18 protein-coding genes and 1 pseudogene are annotated in these 15,753 nt (G+C 60.2%); 15 read left to right on the top strand and 4 right to left on the bottom strand.

Going from position 1 to position 15,753, the window contains the following annotated elements:
* Positions 1–259 precede the first annotated feature (259 nt).
* The 12 genes and pseudogenes from EIEH_RS10550 to fis all read left to right on the top strand — a co-directional run bounded on the left by EIEH_RS10550 (position 260) and on the right by fis (position 10,979).
* A complete protein-coding gene (locus tag EIEH_RS10550) occupies positions 260–871 on the top strand; it encodes a HupE/UreJ family protein (protein WP_015872701.1) in 612 nt (203 codons plus the stop codon).
* 62 nt (positions 872–933) lie between these two features.
* On the top strand, positions 934–1,911 hold the full coding sequence (gene acuI, locus EIEH_RS10555) for an acrylyl-CoA reductase (NADPH) (protein WP_015872702.1): 978 nt from the start codon (positions 934–936) through the stop codon (positions 1,909–1,911).
* A gap of 118 nt (positions 1,912–2,029) precedes the next feature.
* A pseudogene (msrP, locus tag EIEH_RS10560) lies at positions 2,030–3,030 on the top strand (protein-methionine-sulfoxide reductase catalytic subunit MsrP).
* Complete coding sequence (gene msrQ, locus EIEH_RS10565; protein ID WP_015872703.1) at positions 3,030–3,629, top strand: protein-methionine-sulfoxide reductase heme-binding subunit MsrQ; 600 nt, start codon at positions 3,030–3,032, stop codon at positions 3,627–3,629. The pseudogene msrP and the gene msrQ overlap by 1 nt, the downstream one beginning before the upstream one ends.
* Positions 3,630–3,870: 241 nt before the next feature.
* Positions 3,871–4,320: a type II 3-dehydroquinate dehydratase gene (gene aroQ / locus EIEH_RS10570; RefSeq protein WP_035609473.1), complete on the top strand. Its 450-nt coding sequence runs from the start codon at positions 3,871–3,873 to the stop codon at positions 4,318–4,320.
* Between the two features lie 75 nt (positions 4,321–4,395).
* Positions 4,396–4,860: an acetyl-CoA carboxylase biotin carboxyl carrier protein gene (gene accB, locus EIEH_RS10575; protein ID WP_015872705.1), complete on the top strand. Its 465-nt coding sequence runs from the start codon at positions 4,396–4,398 to the stop codon at positions 4,858–4,860.
* Positions 4,861–4,870: 10 nt separating this feature from the next.
* Entirely contained in the window at positions 4,871–6,220 is a 1,350-nt protein-coding gene (gene accC, locus EIEH_RS10580) for an acetyl-CoA carboxylase biotin carboxylase subunit (protein ID WP_015872706.1), read from the top strand.
* A 140-nt stretch (positions 6,221–6,360) separates the two neighbouring features.
* Positions 6,361–6,603, top strand: a complete 243-nt coding sequence (locus tag EIEH_RS10585) for a YhdT family protein (RefSeq protein WP_015872707.1) — start codon at positions 6,361–6,363, stop codon at positions 6,601–6,603.
* A complete protein-coding gene (gene panF, locus EIEH_RS10590; protein WP_015872708.1) occupies positions 6,593–8,047 on the top strand; it encodes a sodium/pantothenate symporter in 1,455 nt (484 codons plus the stop codon). Before EIEH_RS10585 ends, panF begins: the two co-directional genes overlap by 11 nt.
* A gap of 13 nt (positions 8,048–8,060) precedes the next feature.
* Entirely contained in the window at positions 8,061–8,942 is an 882-nt protein-coding gene (gene prmA, locus EIEH_RS10595) for a 50S ribosomal protein L11 methyltransferase (protein ID WP_015872709.1), read from the top strand.
* 754 nt (positions 8,943–9,696) lie between these two features.
* Positions 9,697–10,701, top strand: a complete 1,005-nt coding sequence (gene dusB / locus EIEH_RS10600; protein WP_035609476.1) for a tRNA dihydrouridine synthase DusB — start codon at positions 9,697–9,699, stop codon at positions 10,699–10,701.
* Positions 10,683–10,979, top strand: a complete 297-nt coding sequence (fis, locus tag EIEH_RS10605) for a DNA-binding transcriptional regulator Fis (protein ID WP_000462905.1) — start codon at positions 10,683–10,685, stop codon at positions 10,977–10,979. The genes dusB and fis overlap by 19 nt, the downstream gene beginning before the upstream one ends.
* A gap of 253 nt (positions 10,980–11,232) precedes the next feature.
* On the opposite strand, the gene EIEH_RS10610 is transcribed toward fis, so the two are convergent.
* Together EIEH_RS10610 and EIEH_RS10615 are read right to left on the bottom strand one after the other, a co-directional pair.
* A complete protein-coding gene (locus EIEH_RS10610) occupies positions 11,233–11,778 on the bottom strand; it encodes a hypothetical protein (protein ID WP_035609479.1) in 546 nt (181 codons plus the stop codon).
* A 2-nt stretch (positions 11,779–11,780) separates the two neighbouring features.
* Positions 11,781–12,080, bottom strand: a complete 300-nt coding sequence (locus tag EIEH_RS10615; RefSeq protein WP_226092364.1) for a DUF211 domain-containing protein — start codon at positions 12,078–12,080, stop codon at positions 11,781–11,783.
* Between the two features lie 378 nt (positions 12,081–12,458).
* On the opposite strand from EIEH_RS10615, the gene EIEH_RS10620 reads away from it, so the two are divergent.
* Together EIEH_RS10620 and EIEH_RS10625 are read left to right on the top strand one after the other, a co-directional pair.
* Positions 12,459–12,851 (top strand): hypothetical protein, encoded by a 393-nt coding sequence (locus tag EIEH_RS10620; protein ID WP_226092365.1) that lies wholly within the window; start codon positions 12,459–12,461, stop codon positions 12,849–12,851.
* A 188-nt stretch (positions 12,852–13,039) separates the two neighbouring features.
* Complete coding sequence (locus EIEH_RS10625) at positions 13,040–13,375, top strand: DUF2002 family protein (protein WP_015872715.1); 336 nt, start codon at positions 13,040–13,042, stop codon at positions 13,373–13,375.
* A gap of 7 nt (positions 13,376–13,382) precedes the next feature.
* On the opposite strand, the gene EIEH_RS10630 is transcribed toward EIEH_RS10625, so the two are convergent.
* Both EIEH_RS10630 and EIEH_RS10635 read right to left on the bottom strand, forming a co-directional pair.
* Entirely contained in the window at positions 13,383–14,072 is a 690-nt protein-coding gene (locus EIEH_RS10630) for an LrgB family protein (RefSeq protein ID WP_015872716.1), read from the bottom strand.
* Positions 14,072–14,488, bottom strand: a complete 417-nt coding sequence (locus tag EIEH_RS10635; protein ID WP_035609488.1) for a CidA/LrgA family protein — start codon at positions 14,486–14,488, stop codon at positions 14,072–14,074. Before EIEH_RS10635 ends, EIEH_RS10630 begins: the two co-directional genes overlap by 1 nt.
* A 228-nt stretch (positions 14,489–14,716) precedes the next feature.
* On the opposite strand from EIEH_RS10635, the gene EIEH_RS10640 reads away from it, so the two are divergent.
* Positions 14,717–15,655, top strand: coding sequence for a LysR family transcriptional regulator (locus EIEH_RS10640; protein ID WP_015872718.1), 939 nt, complete (start codon positions 14,717–14,719; stop codon positions 15,653–15,655).
* The last annotated feature ends 98 nt before the right edge of the window (positions 15,656–15,753 follow it).

A 15,753-nucleotide genomic window follows, 5' to 3' on the forward strand; every position in this document is an offset into this window, starting at 1 on the left:
GAGTGTCTGCCTCAATAGTAAACAATTCCGACGCTGACCATATCATCATTTATATAAATTATTTTCGTAGATCGGATTTTTCCTTTTAATGCAAACAACCTCTGGGAATGTACAAAATGTCGGATACACCACAGTTCTGACATTTACCATCTGAGCACATCGCCACCGCACTTTACATCGCCGTAGAGACACACCAAAAATCCCCTTGCAATACAATATATTAAACATAAACTCAATGATTAATAGACAGGGTTATCCTATGAAAAAATTATCTTTTCTGAGCAGCCTACACGGCCTGCTCCTACTCCTGCTGCTGTGCGCCGCGACGCCGACGCTGGCTCACACCGGTGTCGGGGCGACCCACGGCTTCTGGGCGGGTGCCTACCACCCGCTTTCCGGCCTCGATCACCTGCTGGCGATGTTAACGGTGGGGCTGTGGGCCGCCCAGCGCGGCGGTAAGGCGCTGTGGGGGATCCCCGCCGCTTTTGTTCTCACCATGATCGTCGGCGGTGCCCTGGCTCTGGTATTCAACAGGGTGCCCGGACAGGCAATTGAATTCGGCATCACCGCCTCAGTGCTGGTGCTGGGACTGCTGGTCGCCGCCCGGGTACGTCTTCCCCTGCTGCCAAGCTGCCTGCTGGTCGGGCTGTTCGCCCTGTTTCACGGCTACGCCCACGGCATGGAGATGCCGGCAGACGCCGACGGTCTGAGCTACGGCCTGGGGTTCGCCCTGGTGACCGCCCTGCTGCACGGGGCCGGGCTAACGCTGGGGCTGCTGTTCGGGTACATCGAGCGGCGCGGGGTGCATTATCTGACGCCGCTCACCGGCGGAATGGTCGCCGTCGCAGGCGGCGCCCTATTCCTGTTATAGAATAGGCATCGCCGCCGCAGAAACGCGTCGGTATTCAGCCACTCAATCAACAGGATCCCATCATGAAAGCGCTGCTACTCGACAACCGTGACGGTCAGACCCATGCCCATATTCAACAGCTGAACAGCGACGAGCTGCCCGCCGGGGAGGTTCTGGTTGACGTCCACTGGTCCGATCTTAACTATAAGGATGCATTGGCCATCACCGGCAAAGGCAAGATCGTGCGCCAGTTTCCGATGGTACCGGGCATCGATTTTGCCGGGATCGTAAACCAGAGCAGCGATGTGCGCTTCGCTCCCGGCCAAGAGGTATTGCTGACCGGCTGGGGCGTCGGGGAGCATCATTGGGGCGGGCTGGCGCAGCAGGCGCGGGTCGCCGCCGACTGGCTGCTGCCGATGCCACAGGGGCTGGATGGCCGCCGGGCGATGATTATCGGCACTGCCGGCCTGACCGCCATGCTGTGTGTGATGGCACTGGAAGAGGGGGGAGTCACCCCCGATCAGGGTGACGTGCTGGTCACCGGCGCCAGCGGCGGCGTCGGCAGCACCGCCGTCGCGCTGCTCAGCCGCTTGGGCTACCGGGTGACGGCCGTCAGCGGACGGGAGGAGAACCACGACTATCTGCTGGCGCTCGGCGCTCAGCAGGTGCTGCCGCGGGCCGATTTCCAGACCCCGGCCCGCCCGCTGGAAAAACAGCGCTGGACCGGCGCCGTTGACACCGTCGGCGGCGAGGTGCTGGCCAAAACGCTGGCGCAGATGGACAGCAACGGCACGGTCGCTGCCTGTGGGCTGGCGGGCGGCTTTACCCTGCCGACCACCGTGATGCCGTTCATTCTACGCAACGTACGGCTGCAGGGCGTGGACTCGGTCATGGCCTCCCTGGCGCTGCGCACCCAAGCCTGGCAGCGCCTGGCCGAGCTGCTGCCGGCCGATTTCTACCGCCGCTGCGCCAACGAGATTACCCTGGAGCAGGCGATCCCGGCCGCGGCCGATCTGATGGCTAACCGCATCACCGGACGTACCTTGGTGCGCCTGCGCTAGACCCTGCTGTGCGGCGGCGGGCTCCCGCCGCCAAGTATAACAATTTTGTGATACTCACCACACCCGGTCACTTTCCTGCCATGATGTAGAATAAGACCTATTATCAAGGAGTGCGACCATGGCCCGATACCCAACACTGCGCGATGCCGATGTCACCCCTGAAGATCTGTTCTACCAGCGGCGACGCGTACTCAAAGCGCTCGGCATCAGCGCCGCGGCGCTGGCCATCACCCCGTCGGCCCACGCCGATCTGCTCAGCTGGTTTAAGGGGAACGATCGTCCGCCGGCGCCGCCGGGCAAGGCGCTGGAGTTCACCCGCCCCCCACCTGGCAGGCCGATCTGCCGCTGACCCCGGAAGACAAGGTCAGCGGCTACAACAACTTCTACGAATTTGGCCTGGACAAGGCCGATCCGGCCGCCAACGCGGGCTCTCTGCGCACCGACGGCTGGACTATCACCCTCGACGGTGAGGTGGCCAAACCGATGACTCTGGATATGGACGATATCCTGCGCCGCTTCCCGCTGCAGGAGCGCATCTACCGCATGCGCTGCGTAGAGGCCTGGTCCATGGTGATCCCCTGGGTCGGTTTTGAGCTGGGACAGCTGCTGCGCCAGGCCGAGCCCACCAGCCGGGCGCGCTATGTCGCCTTTACCACCCTGTACGATCCCGAACAGATGCCGGGTCAAAAGGATCGCTTTATCGGCGGCGGTCTGAAGTACCCCTATGTCGAAGGGCTGCGGATAGATGAAGCCATGCACCCGCTGACCCTGCTCAGCGTCGGCGTCTACGGCAAAGGGTTGCCGCCACAAAACGGGGCGCCGATCCGCCTGACGGTGCCGTGGAAATACGGTTTTAAAGGTATCAAGTCGATCGTGCACATCCGCCTGGTGGAAAATGCGCCACCCACTACCTGGAATCTGCTCGCCCCCAAAGAGTACGGCTTTTATGCCAACGTCAATCCGCAGGTTGACCACCCGCGCTGGTCCCAGGCCAGCGAGCGACTGATCGGCAGCGGTGGGATTCTGGACGTCAAGCGGCAGCCAACGCTGCCGTTTAACGGCTATGCCGATCAGGTCGCCTCGCTGTATCAGGGGATGGACCTGAGGAAATACTACTGATGAGGCGCCTGAACCCTGCCCGGATTACCGCGCTGAAGTGGCTGATTTGGCTGGCGGCGGGCCTGCCGCTGCTGTGGCTGCCGCTGGCGGCCTCACAGGGCTGGCTCAGCGCCGATCCAGCCAAGGACATTCAGCACATGACAGGATTGATGGCGCTAAAACTGCTGCTGGCTACGTTGGTTGTCTCTCCGCTGGCGCGGCTGACCCGCCAGAGCCAGCTGATGCGGACCCGGCGTCTGCTGGGAGTATGGTGCTTTGTCTGGGCCTCGCTGCATCTGCTGAGCTACCTGCTGTTGGAGCTGGGTGGCAACGTCGCGCTGCTGGGCAGCGAGCTGCTGCACCGCCCTTACCTCACTCTGGGGCTGGCGGCTTGGCTAATCCTGCTTGCCCTGACCCTGACCTCCACCCGGCGCGCCATGTCCACCCTGGGTCTCCGCTGGCAAAAACTGCATAACCTGGTCTATCTGGCGGCGATTATCGCTCCGCTGCACTACCTGTGGTCAGTCAAGACGCTCTCTCCGCTGCCGTTTTTTTACGCACTCGGCGCTCTTATATTGTTAGCATTGCGTTATCAAAAAATCCGCCAATGGTGGCGATAACCAATGGAACTTACAGCCATTTTTAAAATCTAACCTCTAATTCGTCGTCGCGATCTTCGCGGCGGCGGGTTGCATATCTTCGCTGATTCGACCAGTATTCAGCTGCGAATTGAACCGAAATCATTATAATGCCCGACTTTATACGCCGATCGATGCCACAAATTGGCAGAGAAAGAGTGACAACGTGGCGACATCGGGTTATTTTGGCAAAATTCGTCTGATTGCCGGAGATAGCAGCACAATGGCAGATAAATTCAACATTTTGCTTCTTAACGGCCCCAATCTGAATATGCTGGGCGTCCGCGAGCCGGAGAAATATGGCACCCTGACGCTGGCGCAGATTGCGGCGCGCCTGGATCGGCGTGCGCAGGCGCTCGGCGTTTCGCTGCGCCATATTCAGTCCAATGCAGAGCATGAGCTGATCGCCCAGATCCATGCCGCGTTTGGCAATACCGATTTTATTCTGGTTAATCCGGCAGCGTTTACCCATACCAGTGTAGCGCTGCGCGATGCCCTGTTGGCGGTGCAGATCCCGTTTATCGAGATCCACCTGTCCAACGTGCACGCCCGGGAGCCGTTCCGCCACCACTCCTATCTGTCCGATATCGCCGTGGGGGTCATTTGCGGTCTGGGCGCCGAGGGGTATGAATATGCCCTGCAGGCGGCGGTTAATCGCCTGAACAAATCATGATAAACAGGGATATGCGTCCGTCTGCCGCGGCGCGCGTCCACAATCTTCGTAACAACAACGAGTACGGAATCACACATGGATATTCGTAAAATCAAGAAACTGATTGAACTGGTTGAAGAATCCGGCATCGCCGAGCTGGAAATCTCTGAAGGTGAAGAGTCAGTACGCATCAGTCGTGCCCCGGCCGCTATGCCGGCCATGCAACCGTTTTACGCCGCAGCCCCGGCTCCGGTTGCCGCCCCGATCGCCGCAGCGCCGGCCGCTGCTGCCCCGGCCGCAGCCGACAACGGCAGTGCAGCCCTGAGTGGCCATGTCGTCCGTTCTCCGATGGTTGGCACCTTCTACCGCACCCCAAGCCCGGAAGCCAAAGCGTTCGTCGAGGTGGGCCAGAAGGTCAACGCCGGCGATCCGCTGTGCATCGTTGAAGCGATGAAAATGATGAACCAGATCGAAGCTGATAAGTCCGGCGTCGTTAAGGCGATCCTGGTAGAAAACGGTCAACCGGTTGAGTTTGACGAGCCGTTAGTGGTTATCGAATAACGGGGCGAACATGCTAGATAAAATTGTTATCGCTAACCGTGGTGAAATCGCCCTGCGGATCCTGCGCGCCTGTAAGGAGCTGGGGATCAAAACCGTAGCGGTGCACTCCACGGCGGATCGCGATCTAAAACACGTACTGCTGGCGGACGAAACCATCTGTATCGGCCCGGCGCAGTCCGTTAAAAGTTACCTCAATATCCCGGCCATCATCTCCGCTGCGGAGATCACCGGTGCGGTGGCGATCCACCCGGGGTACGGGTTCCTGTCTGAAAACGCCGACTTCGCCGAACAGGTGGAGCGTTCCGGTTTTATCTTCATCGGCCCCAAAGCGGAGACCATCCGCCTGATGGGGGATAAAGTCTCCGCCATCAATGCAATGAAGAAAGCCGGCGTACCGTGCGTTCCCGGCTCAGATGGCCCGCTGGACGACGATATGGATAAAAACCGTGCCTTCGCCAAGCGTATCGGCTATCCGGTGATTATCAAGGCCTCCGGCGGTGGCGGCGGTCGTGGCATGCGCGTCGTACGCAGCGATAAGGATCTGGCCCAGTCGATCCTGATGACCAGGGCGGAAGCCAAAGCGGCGTTCAACAACGACATGGTCTACATGGAGAAGTACCTGGAGAATCCGCGCCACATCGAGATCCAGGTACTGGCCGACGGCCAGGGTAACGCCATCTATCTGGCCGAGCGCGACTGCTCCATGCAGCGCCGCCACCAGAAAGTGGTGGAAGAAGCACCGGCACCGGGCATTACCCCGGAGCTGCGCCGCTACATCGGCGAGCGCTGCGCTAAGGCCTGTGTCGATATCGGCTACCGCGGCGCGGGGACCTTTGAGTTTCTGTTTGAGAACGGTGAGTTCTATTTCATTGAGATGAACACCCGTATCCAGGTTGAGCACCCGGTGACCGAGATGATCACCGGCGTGGATCTGATCAAAGAGCAGCTGCGTATCGCCGCCGGTCAGCCGCTGTCCATCAAACAGCACGAGGTGCAGGTGCGCGGTCACGCGATCGAATGCCGCATCAATGCCGAGGATCCGAAGAGCTTCCTGCCGAGTCCGGGTAAGATCACCCGCTTCCATGCGCCGGGCGGCTTCGGCGTTCGCTGGGAGTCCCATATCTACGCCGGTTATACCGTACCGCCATACTATGACTCCATGATCGGCAAGCTTATCTGCTACGGTGAAAACCGTGACGTCGCCATCGCCCGCATGAAGAATGCGCTGGCGGAGCTGATCATCGACGGTATCAAGACCAATATCGAGCTACAACAGTCGATCATGAACGATGCCAACTTCCAGGCCGGCGGCAGCAACATTCACTACCTGGAGAAAAAGCTGGGCCTGCAGGAGAAGTAACGCTCCGTTAGGCTCCGTTCCTCAAAGGCCGGGCGACCGGCCTTTTGTTTTCCTGCGTAAACCCGACGCTGCATCTGTGTGCGCATTGCCGTACAATTCCCTGCTTTTTGCTTGTTTGCTTACCGATACTGGGAGATCCCATGGATGCACGTTTCGCGCAGGCGCACCGTGAAGCCCGCTGGGCCTTAGGGCTGACGCTGGTCTATCTGTTCGCCTGGATTGCCGCAGGCTACCTGCCCAACAGCCTGCTGGGCATCACCGGTCTGCCGCACTGGTTCGAAATGGCCTGCCTGCTGCTGCCACTGCTGTTTATTCTGCTGTGCTGGACCATGGTCCGCCTGATATTCAAGTCTATACCGCTGGGGAGCGATGATGCAGACTGACGTAATCCTGCCGCTGGTAGGCTACCTCGCCTTGGTGTTCGGCCTGTCGATTTACGCCTACCGTCGCCGCCAGAAAGGCAACTTCCTCAACGACTATTTTCTGGGCGACCGCTCGATGGGCGGGTTTGTCCTGGCGATGACCCTGACCGCCACCTACATCAGCGCCAGCTCCTTTATCGGCGGCCCGGGGGCAGCCTATAAATATGGCCTTGGCTGGGTGCTGCTGGCGATGATCCAGTTGCCGGCCGTATGGCTCTCGCTGGGCATCTTGGGCAAGAAGTTCGCCATTCTGGCGCGCCGCTACCAGGCGGTCACCCTCAATGACATGCTGTACGCGCGCTACGGCAGCCGTCTGCTGGTGTGGGTCGCCAGCCTCAGCCTGCTGGTCGCCTTTATCGGAGCGATGACGGTGCAGTTTATCGGCGGCGCGCGCCTGCTGGAGAGCGCCGCCGGTATTCCCTATGACGTCGGGCTGCTGATCTTCGGGGTCACCATCGCCCTGTACACCGCCTTCGGCGGCTTTCGCGCCAGCGTGCTCAACGATGCCATGCAGGGCGTGGTGATGCTGCTGGGCACCCTGCTGCTGTTGGTCGGCATTATCCACGCCGCCGGTGGCATGCACGCCGCCGTAGAGACCCTGCAACGCATCGATCCAAAGCTGGTCTCCCCCCATGGGGCCGACGATATCCTGAGCCTGCCGTTTATGGCGTCGTTCTGGATCCTGGTCTGCTTTGGCGTCATCGGTCTGCCGCACACCGCCGTCCGCTGCATCTCCTACAAGGACAGCAAGGCGGTTCACCGCGCCATCATCATCGGCACCATCGTGGTGGCGCTACTGATGTTTGGCATGCATCTGGCCGGTGCCCTTGGCCGGGCGGTGCTGCCGGATCTGACAGTGCCGGATATGGTGATCCCCACGCTGATGGTACGGGTGCTGCCCCCCTTCGCTGCCGGGATCTTCCTGGCGGCGCCGATGGCGGCGATCATGTCGACGATCAATGCCCAGCTGCTGCAATCTTCGGCGACCATCGTCAAAGATCTCTATCTGGGGCTGCGTCCTCAGGCGTTGCACAATGAGCGCCGTCTGGCCCGCCTCTCGGCCGCCTCAACCCTGATCCTCGGCGCCTTGCTGCTGCTGGCAGCCTGGCATCCGCCGCAGATGATCATTTGGCTTAACCTGCTGGCCTTCGGCGGCCTGGAGGCCGTATTCCTGTGGCCGCTGGTGCTGGGACTCTACTGGGAGCGGGCCAATGCGCACGGCGCCCTGTGCTCCATGATCGTCGGCGCCGCCAGTTACGCACTGCTGGCCAGCCTGAAGATCCAGCTGTTCCAGCTGCACCCTATCGTGCCTTCCCTACTGCTGGGCCTGCTGGCCTTCTGGGCAGGCAACCATTTTGGCAGCCGTCCGAATACTGCGATCGCTGCCAACGAATCAACTGACTAAAAAGAGACATGCCATGCCTTGGATCCAAATTAAAATCAACTCAACCGGCGGCCAGGCGGAAACCCTGAGCGATGCGCTGATGGAGAACGGCGCCGTCTCCGTTACCTTTCAGGACAGCCACGACAACCCGGTCTTTGAGCCGCTGCCGGGCGAAACCCTACTGTGGGGCGATACCGACGTCATCGGTCTGTTCGATGCCGAAACCGAGATGTCTGCGGTGATCGCCGAGCTGGAAAACCATCCGGCGCTGGGCGCAGGCTTTCGCCACAAGATCGAGCAGATCGAGGATAAAGACTGGGAGCGCGAGTGGATGGATAACTTCCACCCGATGCAGTTTGGCCACCGCCTGTGGATCTGTCCGAGCTGGCGGGAGATCCCCGAGCCCGATGCCGTGAACGTGATGCTGGATCCGGGGCTGGCCTTCGGTACCGGCACCCACCCGACCACGGCCCTGTGCCTGCAGTGGCTGGACGGTCTGGATCTGGCCGGGAAGACGGTGATCGACTTCGGCTGCGGCTCCGGTATTTTAGCTATCGCCGCCCTGAAATTGGGCGCCGCGCGCGCCATCGGTATCGACATCGATCCGCAGGCGATCCAGGCCAGCCGCGACAACGCCGAACGCAACGGCGTCTCTGGGCGCCTGGAACTCTATCTGCCCAAGGATCAGCCTGCCGATCTCAGCGCCGATGTGGTGGTCGCCAATATCCTGGCCGGCCCGCTACGCGAGCTGGCGCCGCTGATCGGCTGTCTGCCGCGTCAGGGTGGCCTGCTGGGCCTGTCCGGCATTCTGGCAAGCCAGGCCGAGAGCGTCTGCGAAGCCTACCGCGAGAAGTTCGCCCTGGATCCGGTGGCCGAACGCGAGGAGTGGTGTCGCATCACCGGCGTACACCGCTGACACCATGCTGACGGCGCACAGGCGCCGTCAGCCCCGCCGATTGACCCGTCGCGCAGGAGCTCCGCCCCGCCAGCGCGCGGAGAGATGCCGCCCCCGGCCGACGGCATCGGCGACGACACCCGCAGGCCCGCAGGCCATTCCCCTACGCCGCAGGGCGCCTCACCGATGCGCCCTACGTCAGTGCTACCACCGCCGTCACACGCCCTGTAACGCCCCGTATCAGCCTCACTCCGCCCACCTGAGGTAATGGCTCTCCGGCAGCCCTCAGGCACACAGCGCCCCGTTTACGCCCGGGAAGCCCGGCGGCACGACGATGCCTGCCACCCTCTCTCCTACCGTCCACACAGGCTCAGAGGCGGGTGGCGCACCGGAGCGTACTGCGCTGTTGATTTCCCCGGTAGGGACACGCTGCCGTCCGTTGGGCGCCGTGCGGTTTCGCGGCAGATTAAGCAGAAAAATGAGACTCAGCTCGCATAAAATAGTGAATAATTGCGGATAAAAGTAGCGTTTTCACTTGGACACACTGTTTTCCCCACGTGACATCCACAATAACTTTGCAGAAAATACGCCGGTACACCTTTTAACCTTTCAACGTCAATATCATGATTAATAAAGATTAATTTAAAAAAATGAGCGAAACGCACAGATTTCATTGATCTGCAACAGTCGATTGTTCAAAGTTTGGCCTTTCATATCTGTGCAAAAATGCGTAATATACGCGCCCTTGCGGACACAGTATGGTCACTCTTTGTCTATGCGCATCGGAAATATCCAACTTAAAAATCGTCTGATCGCCGCGCCCATGGCGGGCATTACCGATCGACCCTTTCGCACCCTGTGCTATGAGATGGGCGTCGGTATGGCGGTTTCCGAGATGCTCTCTTCCAACCCGGAAGTATGGCGGACGGATAAGTCACGTCTGCGCATGGTACATATGGATGAGCCAGGTATCCGAGCCGTGCAGATCGCCGGTAACGACCCCGATGAGATGGCCGCGGCAGCCCGCATCAATGCTGATAACGGCGCGCAGATCATCGACATCAATATGGGTTGTCCGGCAAAGAAAGTGAATCGCAAGCTGGCCGGTTCTGCCCTGCTGCAGTATCCCGGACTGGTGGAACAGATCCTGCGTGCCGTCGTGGACGCGGTGGATGTTCCGGTGACACTCAAGATACGCACCGGCTGGGATCCTGCGCACCGTAACTGTGTCGAGATTGCCCAATTGGCTGAACGCTGTGGCATTCAGGCCCTGACCATTCATGGCCGAACCCGTGCCTGCCTGTTTAACGGCGAGGCCGAGTACGACAGCATTCGGACAGTTAAGCAGCATGTTTCCATTCCGGTCATCGCGAACGGAGACATAACTGACCCGCATAAAGCCAGGGCGGTGCTCGACTACACCGGAGCCGATGCTCTGATGATTGGTCGCGCCGCTCAGGGAAGACCCTGGATCTTCCGGGAAATCCAGCATTATCTGGACACAGGGGAGCTGCTGCCGCCCATGCCATTGGGCGAGATAAAGCGGCTATTGGCCGGGCATGTCAAAGAGCTGCATGATTTTTACGGCTCGGGAAAAGGACTGCGCATCGCCCGTAAACACGTGTCCTGGTATCTCCAGGCGCACGCCCCGAATGACCAGTTTCGGCGCACATTCAACGCCATTGAGGACGCCAGCGAGCAGCTGGAGGCGTTGGAGGCATACTTCGAAAAACTTAGCGTAAAAAAAGAGCTGACAGAACTATGTTCGAACAACGCGTAAATTCTGACGTACTGACCGTTTCTACCGTTAACTCTCAGGACCAGGTTACTCAAAAACCTCTGCGTGACTCGGTCAAACAGGCACTGAAGAACTATTTTGCTCAACTGAACGGTCAGGACGTCAACGACCTGTATGAGCTGGTACTGGCTGAAGTGGAACAGCCTCTGTTAGACATGGTGATGCAGTACACCCGCGGTAACCAAACCCGCGCAGCCCTGATGATGGGGATCAACCGCGGCACGCTGCGCAAGAAGCTGAAAAAATACGGCATGAACTGATTTCGGTCGGTTAATGCATTGAAAAAAGGCGCCTCTGTCGCAAGATAGGGCGCCTTTTCTCTTTTCTGTATCGCCGCGCAGATAGCAGCAGCGTAAGCGATAGACTGACCGGTGGACTCACTGCCTCCCCTCTGGCTGAGCTGAGCGGGCCTTCCCTCGCTAACGGGTGTCATTGGTGGTAATCGTACCGCTGCTACGCGGCGACGCCCCATGAGCTGGGACATCGACATACCACAGCAGGACGGCACACGCTCTAGCGATAGCGCAGCAGCGTCCCAATCAGGACGCACAGGGCAAAGCCGGACAGCACCAGCCCCAGGGTGGCCAGCAGACGCGACTGCATCACCCGCGCCAGCGCCGCTGAAATGACCGCGATCAGCAACAGGGTCACGGCACCCGGCAGCCACGCCTGCGCAGGGAGCAGCCTGGCGATCAGGAACGGCAGGCTGAAAAACAGCAGGTAGCAAACCGCAGCATACAGTGTGGCCAGCAGGGTCTGGCGCAGGATCTTACGCCCCAGAACACCGCTGGCCAACCGCCCGGAGACCGTCAGGTTCAGCTGGTGCTCGGCGTACAACAGCGTGTCACGCAGGCCGGCATAGTGCGACAGCAAAAAGGCAAAGGCGCTGGAGAGGGCACTGATGATCCCGATGGCCATCAGCGTCGGCCAGGCGGGCAATGCCCGCCCGGCGCACAGGGTTCCAAGAGAGAGCAGCGCGGCTGTCAGGGTGCCGGCAACCGCACCGCCCAACAGGGCGACCAAGTTGTAGTTCCGATTCTCCCGCCGTAGCAGGCGCATACTCAGCGTACCCGCGCGATACGCTCAACGATATCGCTGCCGCAGACGATCTGATCGACGCTGTGCACCGCTGCGCCGGTATTCTCCATCGCCTCGACCAGCCGGTCGTGATCGAGGTAGTCCCCGACGATGGTAATGTCCATGCCGACGGTTTCGATATCGATATTGCTCACCGTAATATTAAATGCGCTTACGCCAGGGCAGCCGTGAATGGCCTGGGCTATCTCCAGGATCGTGGGCTGTGACATCGCTTTATCGACATCAAACGTCAGACGGCGGATATTCATGGCATCATGCATCATATGCTCCTCTGTAGCCCGGTCGGCGGGCTGCTTCTTCCAGCGCAATAACGCGATCCTACGCCAACGCGCCCCCCCCTAACGTCCCTTTTTGGCAAATAAATATTTCTCGCCCTGACCCTGCTTGACACTCACCACCCGGTGCGACGGTTCGATGGAACCTCGGCCGCCCGCCGTTGTCATAAATTTTTGCATTGCCCCCGTAGACGCCACGATATGTATTCATACACTAGGTAATGAGGTGATGCTTTTTGCTTCGCCACGGATGACGTTGGCGGCGCTTTTCGACTGCCATGGGGTGCCCTCTGCCCCGGCTGTATTTTGATGACATGACGTCCTTTATCACATCAGGCAAACATGACGATGATGAAAAAAACTTGTATGGCTTTACTGACGATAGCTTCCTTTTCAGGTATCGCTCAGGCGACGGAGATGATCGGCCCCTACCCAGCCGTGGGTGAAACGAACTGTGGGGGGCTGAAAGTGCTCTCTACCGCCATCAACAGCGATAATATGATGGCGCTGAAAATCACCGATCCGTCGAATAACCTGACCCAGACCTATTTGGCCAAGCGCACCGAGGATATGTCCGACCAGGTGGTCTATACCCTGTCGCGCTACGACGGGGCCAGCCGCCGTTTCACGCCGGATCCGGCGCACATTACCATCCGCTTCGGGATCAAGATGCAGACCGGCGTACCGGGCACCGATCGCTATAACATGACCATCGGCAACCAGCAGTTTGTCTGCTCACCGTTCACCATCTTTCCCTGAGCCTAAGCGGGCGCCGGCGCGCGCCCGTTTACCCCAGCGCTCCCCCCGCCTCGGTGCGCATCTCCTGGCCAAAAACGCCACGTTTTACCGGCGATCGCCGTGGATCTCAAGCCTTCCAGAAAAGTCCGCTTGTGACGTGCGGCCTATCCGTTAAGGTCATAGGACAGTAATAAACAGGGAGAATGACGATGTATTTACGTCCCGATGAGGTCGCACAGGTTCTGCAGCGCGCCGGGTTTACCCGCGATTCAGTCAGCGATCAGGCCTATGGTTTTCATAAGGGAGAGCACTATGTGTATGTCAATCGCGAGGTACGGCTCGGGCGAACCGCACTGCTGATCCACCCGGCGCTGGCCCAACGCAGCCTACGCTTTGCCCAGCCCTCTGCCGTCCAGCGTAGCAGCCCGGCCTACGTCCGCTTTCCGCCTGATCCCGACGCCGCGTCACCGGCTTTTATCGGTGTTCCCCACGGCTTTACCTCGCGCGAACGTTTGAATCACTATCTGGCGCAGATGTTTCCCTGAGCGATCCCTACCACAGCAGGCGGCCGATTAGCGGCGAAAGCAGCACTGTCACCACGCCGGCCAGCATCATCACCAGGCTGGAGACAACGCCTTCGGTCTGCCCCATCTCATAGGCCTTGGCCGTTCCGGCGCCGTGGGACGATGCGCCGAGCCCGGCGCCCTTGGCCATGCCGCTGCGCACAGAGAGACGCAGCAGCAGCATGTCTCCCACCGCCATACCAAACACCCCGGTCAGCACCACGAACAGCGCCACCAGATCCGGCTGTCCCCCCAGGCGCTTGGCCGCCTCAATGGCGAATGGCGTGGTAATCGACCGTACTGCCAGGCTACGCTGAATACTTTCCGGCAGGGTCAGCAGCCGCGCCAGCCACACCGAGCTGAGCACCGCCACCAGCGTCGAGGTCAGTACACCGACCGTCAACGACAGCCAGTGACGGCGGATAATCGCCAGGTTCTCATACACCGGTACGGCAAAGGCGATGGTCGCCGGTCCCAGCAGCCACAGCAGCCAGTGGCTCTCTCCCATGTACTCGCGGTAGGAGATATGCCCGATCAGCAGCAGCGCGACCAACAACAGCGGCGTCAGCACCAGCGGCATCAGCCAGATACGGTGAACCCGACGGTACAGCTGCTTATTGGCGAAGTAGAGCGCCAGCGTCACTGCCAGACACAGCATGCCGATCCCCAGATCGCTCATCAGCGCACCACCCCGGCGCGGCGCCGCTGTAGCCACAGCTCCAGCCGGTAGACTCTATCCACCACCAGCGCCGTCATCCCCAGCGTTAACAGGGTGCTCAGAGCGATCACCGCCACGATTCGCCCCCCCTCCACCATCAGCAGCGAGGCGTAGTTCACCACCGCCACCACCGCTGGGACGAAAAACAGCAGCATCTCGGCCAGTAGCCAGCGGGAGCCCGCCTTCACCCATGCCAGCGGCAAAATACGCAGCGCGATCAGCACCAACAGCAGCAGCATGCCGACGATATTGGCCGGCAGCGGCAGGGCAAAACGGCTGACCAGCCATTGGGAAAAGAGAAACAACAGCGCATAAAGCACCACCTGCAACGGCACCTGGGTATGGGTGCGCAGGTGCGCAGGTGCGCAGGTGCGCAGGTGCGCAGGTGCGCAGGTGCGCAGGTGCGCAGGTGCGCAGGTGCGCAGGTGCGCAGGTGCGCAGGTGCGCCATAATAGGGCGCAACGCCAGAGACATACAAACCTCAGAAGGGGATTAATGTGATAAGTCGCACAGTATAGGCAAAGAAGATCCCGGGTATAAAATGAATTAAAATTATCGCCATCATTGATAAATGGCATACCTATTCCTGTAAAGCGGAGTCCTGCATGGACGTGAGAACGTTACGTTATTTTGTTGAGGTGGTACGCCAGCATAGCTTCACCCGGGCGGCGGAAAAGCTGTTTGTCACCCAGCCCACCATCAGCAAAATGCTGCGCAACCTGGAAGAGGAGCTGGGGTGCACCCTGCTGATCCGTGAGGGGCGTGGCCTGCGCCTGACCGATAGCGGCAACGTGGTCTATCAACGAGCGCAGACGATCCTAGACCAATTTGGCCAGCTGAGAACCGAGCTGGACGATCTCGGTGCCCTGAAAAAGGGGAGCCTGAAACTGGGTATTCCACCGATGGTCGGTACCCAAATGGCCGGCCTGATCGGCGAATTCCGCCAGCGCTACCCGGGCATTGAGCTGCACATCGCCGAGTTCGGCGGGCTGACCGTCGAGCAGGCGGTGCTCTCCGGCGAGCTGGATCTGGCGCTCACCGCCCTCTCTGCCCAGCCCGATCCGGCCATCGCCTCGCTGCCGCTGTTCAGCCACCCGCTGTATGTATTGCTACCGCGCCAGGCGCCCTGGCTGACCCGCTCTGCCCTGGGCATGACCGATCTGGCCCAGCAAAACATTCTGCTGTACAACGAGGACTTCGCCCTCTATCAGCAGCTGATGCAGGCCTTTTCCGCCGCCGGTGTGAAGCCGCAAATCGCGGTACGCAGCGGTCAATGGGACTTTCTGGCCGCCATGGTGCAGGCCGGGGTGGGTATCGCCATCCTGCCACAGCCGATCTGTCAGCGTCTGGATCCACACAGCCTGCTGTGGCTACCGCTCGCACCGACGCTCATGTGGCGACTGGGGCTGATCTGGTGCCATGGCCGCTATCTGTCACACAGCGCTCAGGCGTGGATCGCCCGCTGCCGCGAGTTCTGGCCTGAGAGGGACATGCACCCCGAGCGCCTGACCCAGCACGGTAACGGGACACCGCCGACGGCATAGCATCAAGATCCCCCCGCTCTCGCCGGGGCCAAGAGACAAAAAATCTATGGTCACCCCCATTTTTGCAACACTGATTTTTGATTATTGGTTGGCTTGCT

It is taken from the genome of Edwardsiella ictaluri ATCC 33202 (assembly GCF_000264785.1).
GTDB classification, from domain to species: domain Bacteria; phylum Pseudomonadota; class Gammaproteobacteria; order Enterobacterales; family Enterobacteriaceae; genus Edwardsiella; species Edwardsiella ictaluri.

What these genes read in the sequence shown, in the direction of transcription:
- EIEH_RS10610 (WP_035609479.1), bottom strand. Translation starts at nt 11,778, where the DNA reads ATGCGCCTGCTACGGCGGGAGAATCGGAACTACAACTTGGTCGCCCTG.
- dusB (WP_035609476.1), top strand. Translation starts at nt 9,697, where the DNA reads ATGCGCATCGGAAATATCCAACTTAAAAATCGTCTGATCGCCGCGCCC.
- msrQ (WP_015872703.1), top strand. Translation starts at nt 3,030, where the DNA reads ATGAGGCGCCTGAACCCTGCCCGGATTACCGCGCTGAAGTGGCTGATT.
- EIEH_RS10630 (WP_015872716.1), bottom strand. Translation starts at nt 14,072, where the DNA reads ATGAGCGATCTGGGGATCGGCATGCTGTGTCTGGCAGTGACGCTGGCG.
- EIEH_RS10625 (WP_015872715.1), top strand. Translation starts at nt 13,040, where the DNA reads ATGTATTTACGTCCCGATGAGGTCGCACAGGTTCTGCAGCGCGCCGGG.
- fis (WP_000462905.1), top strand. Translation starts at nt 10,683, where the DNA reads ATGTTCGAACAACGCGTAAATTCTGACGTACTGACCGTTTCTACCGTT.
- acuI (WP_015872702.1), top strand. Translation starts at nt 934, where the DNA reads ATGAAAGCGCTGCTACTCGACAACCGTGACGGTCAGACCCATGCCCAT.
- panF (WP_015872708.1), top strand. Translation starts at nt 6,593, where the DNA reads ATGCAGACTGACGTAATCCTGCCGCTGGTAGGCTACCTCGCCTTGGTG.
- accC (WP_015872706.1), top strand. Translation starts at nt 4,871, where the DNA reads ATGCTAGATAAAATTGTTATCGCTAACCGTGGTGAAATCGCCCTGCGG.
- EIEH_RS10640 (WP_015872718.1), top strand. Translation starts at nt 14,717, where the DNA reads ATGGACGTGAGAACGTTACGTTATTTTGTTGAGGTGGTACGCCAGCAT.
- EIEH_RS10620 (WP_226092365.1), top strand. Translation starts at nt 12,459, where the DNA reads ATGGCTTTACTGACGATAGCTTCCTTTTCAGGTATCGCTCAGGCGACG.
- EIEH_RS10585 (WP_015872707.1), top strand. Translation starts at nt 6,361, where the DNA reads ATGGATGCACGTTTCGCGCAGGCGCACCGTGAAGCCCGCTGGGCCTTA.
- EIEH_RS10550 (WP_015872701.1), top strand. Translation starts at nt 260, where the DNA reads ATGAAAAAATTATCTTTTCTGAGCAGCCTACACGGCCTGCTCCTACTC.
- EIEH_RS10615 (WP_226092364.1), bottom strand. Translation starts at nt 12,080, where the DNA reads ATGATGCATGATGCCATGAATATCCGCCGTCTGACGTTTGATGTCGAT.
- aroQ (WP_035609473.1), top strand. Translation starts at nt 3,871, where the DNA reads ATGGCAGATAAATTCAACATTTTGCTTCTTAACGGCCCCAATCTGAAT.
- prmA (WP_015872709.1), top strand. Translation starts at nt 8,061, where the DNA reads ATGCCTTGGATCCAAATTAAAATCAACTCAACCGGCGGCCAGGCGGAA.
- accB (WP_015872705.1), top strand. Translation starts at nt 4,396, where the DNA reads ATGGATATTCGTAAAATCAAGAAACTGATTGAACTGGTTGAAGAATCC.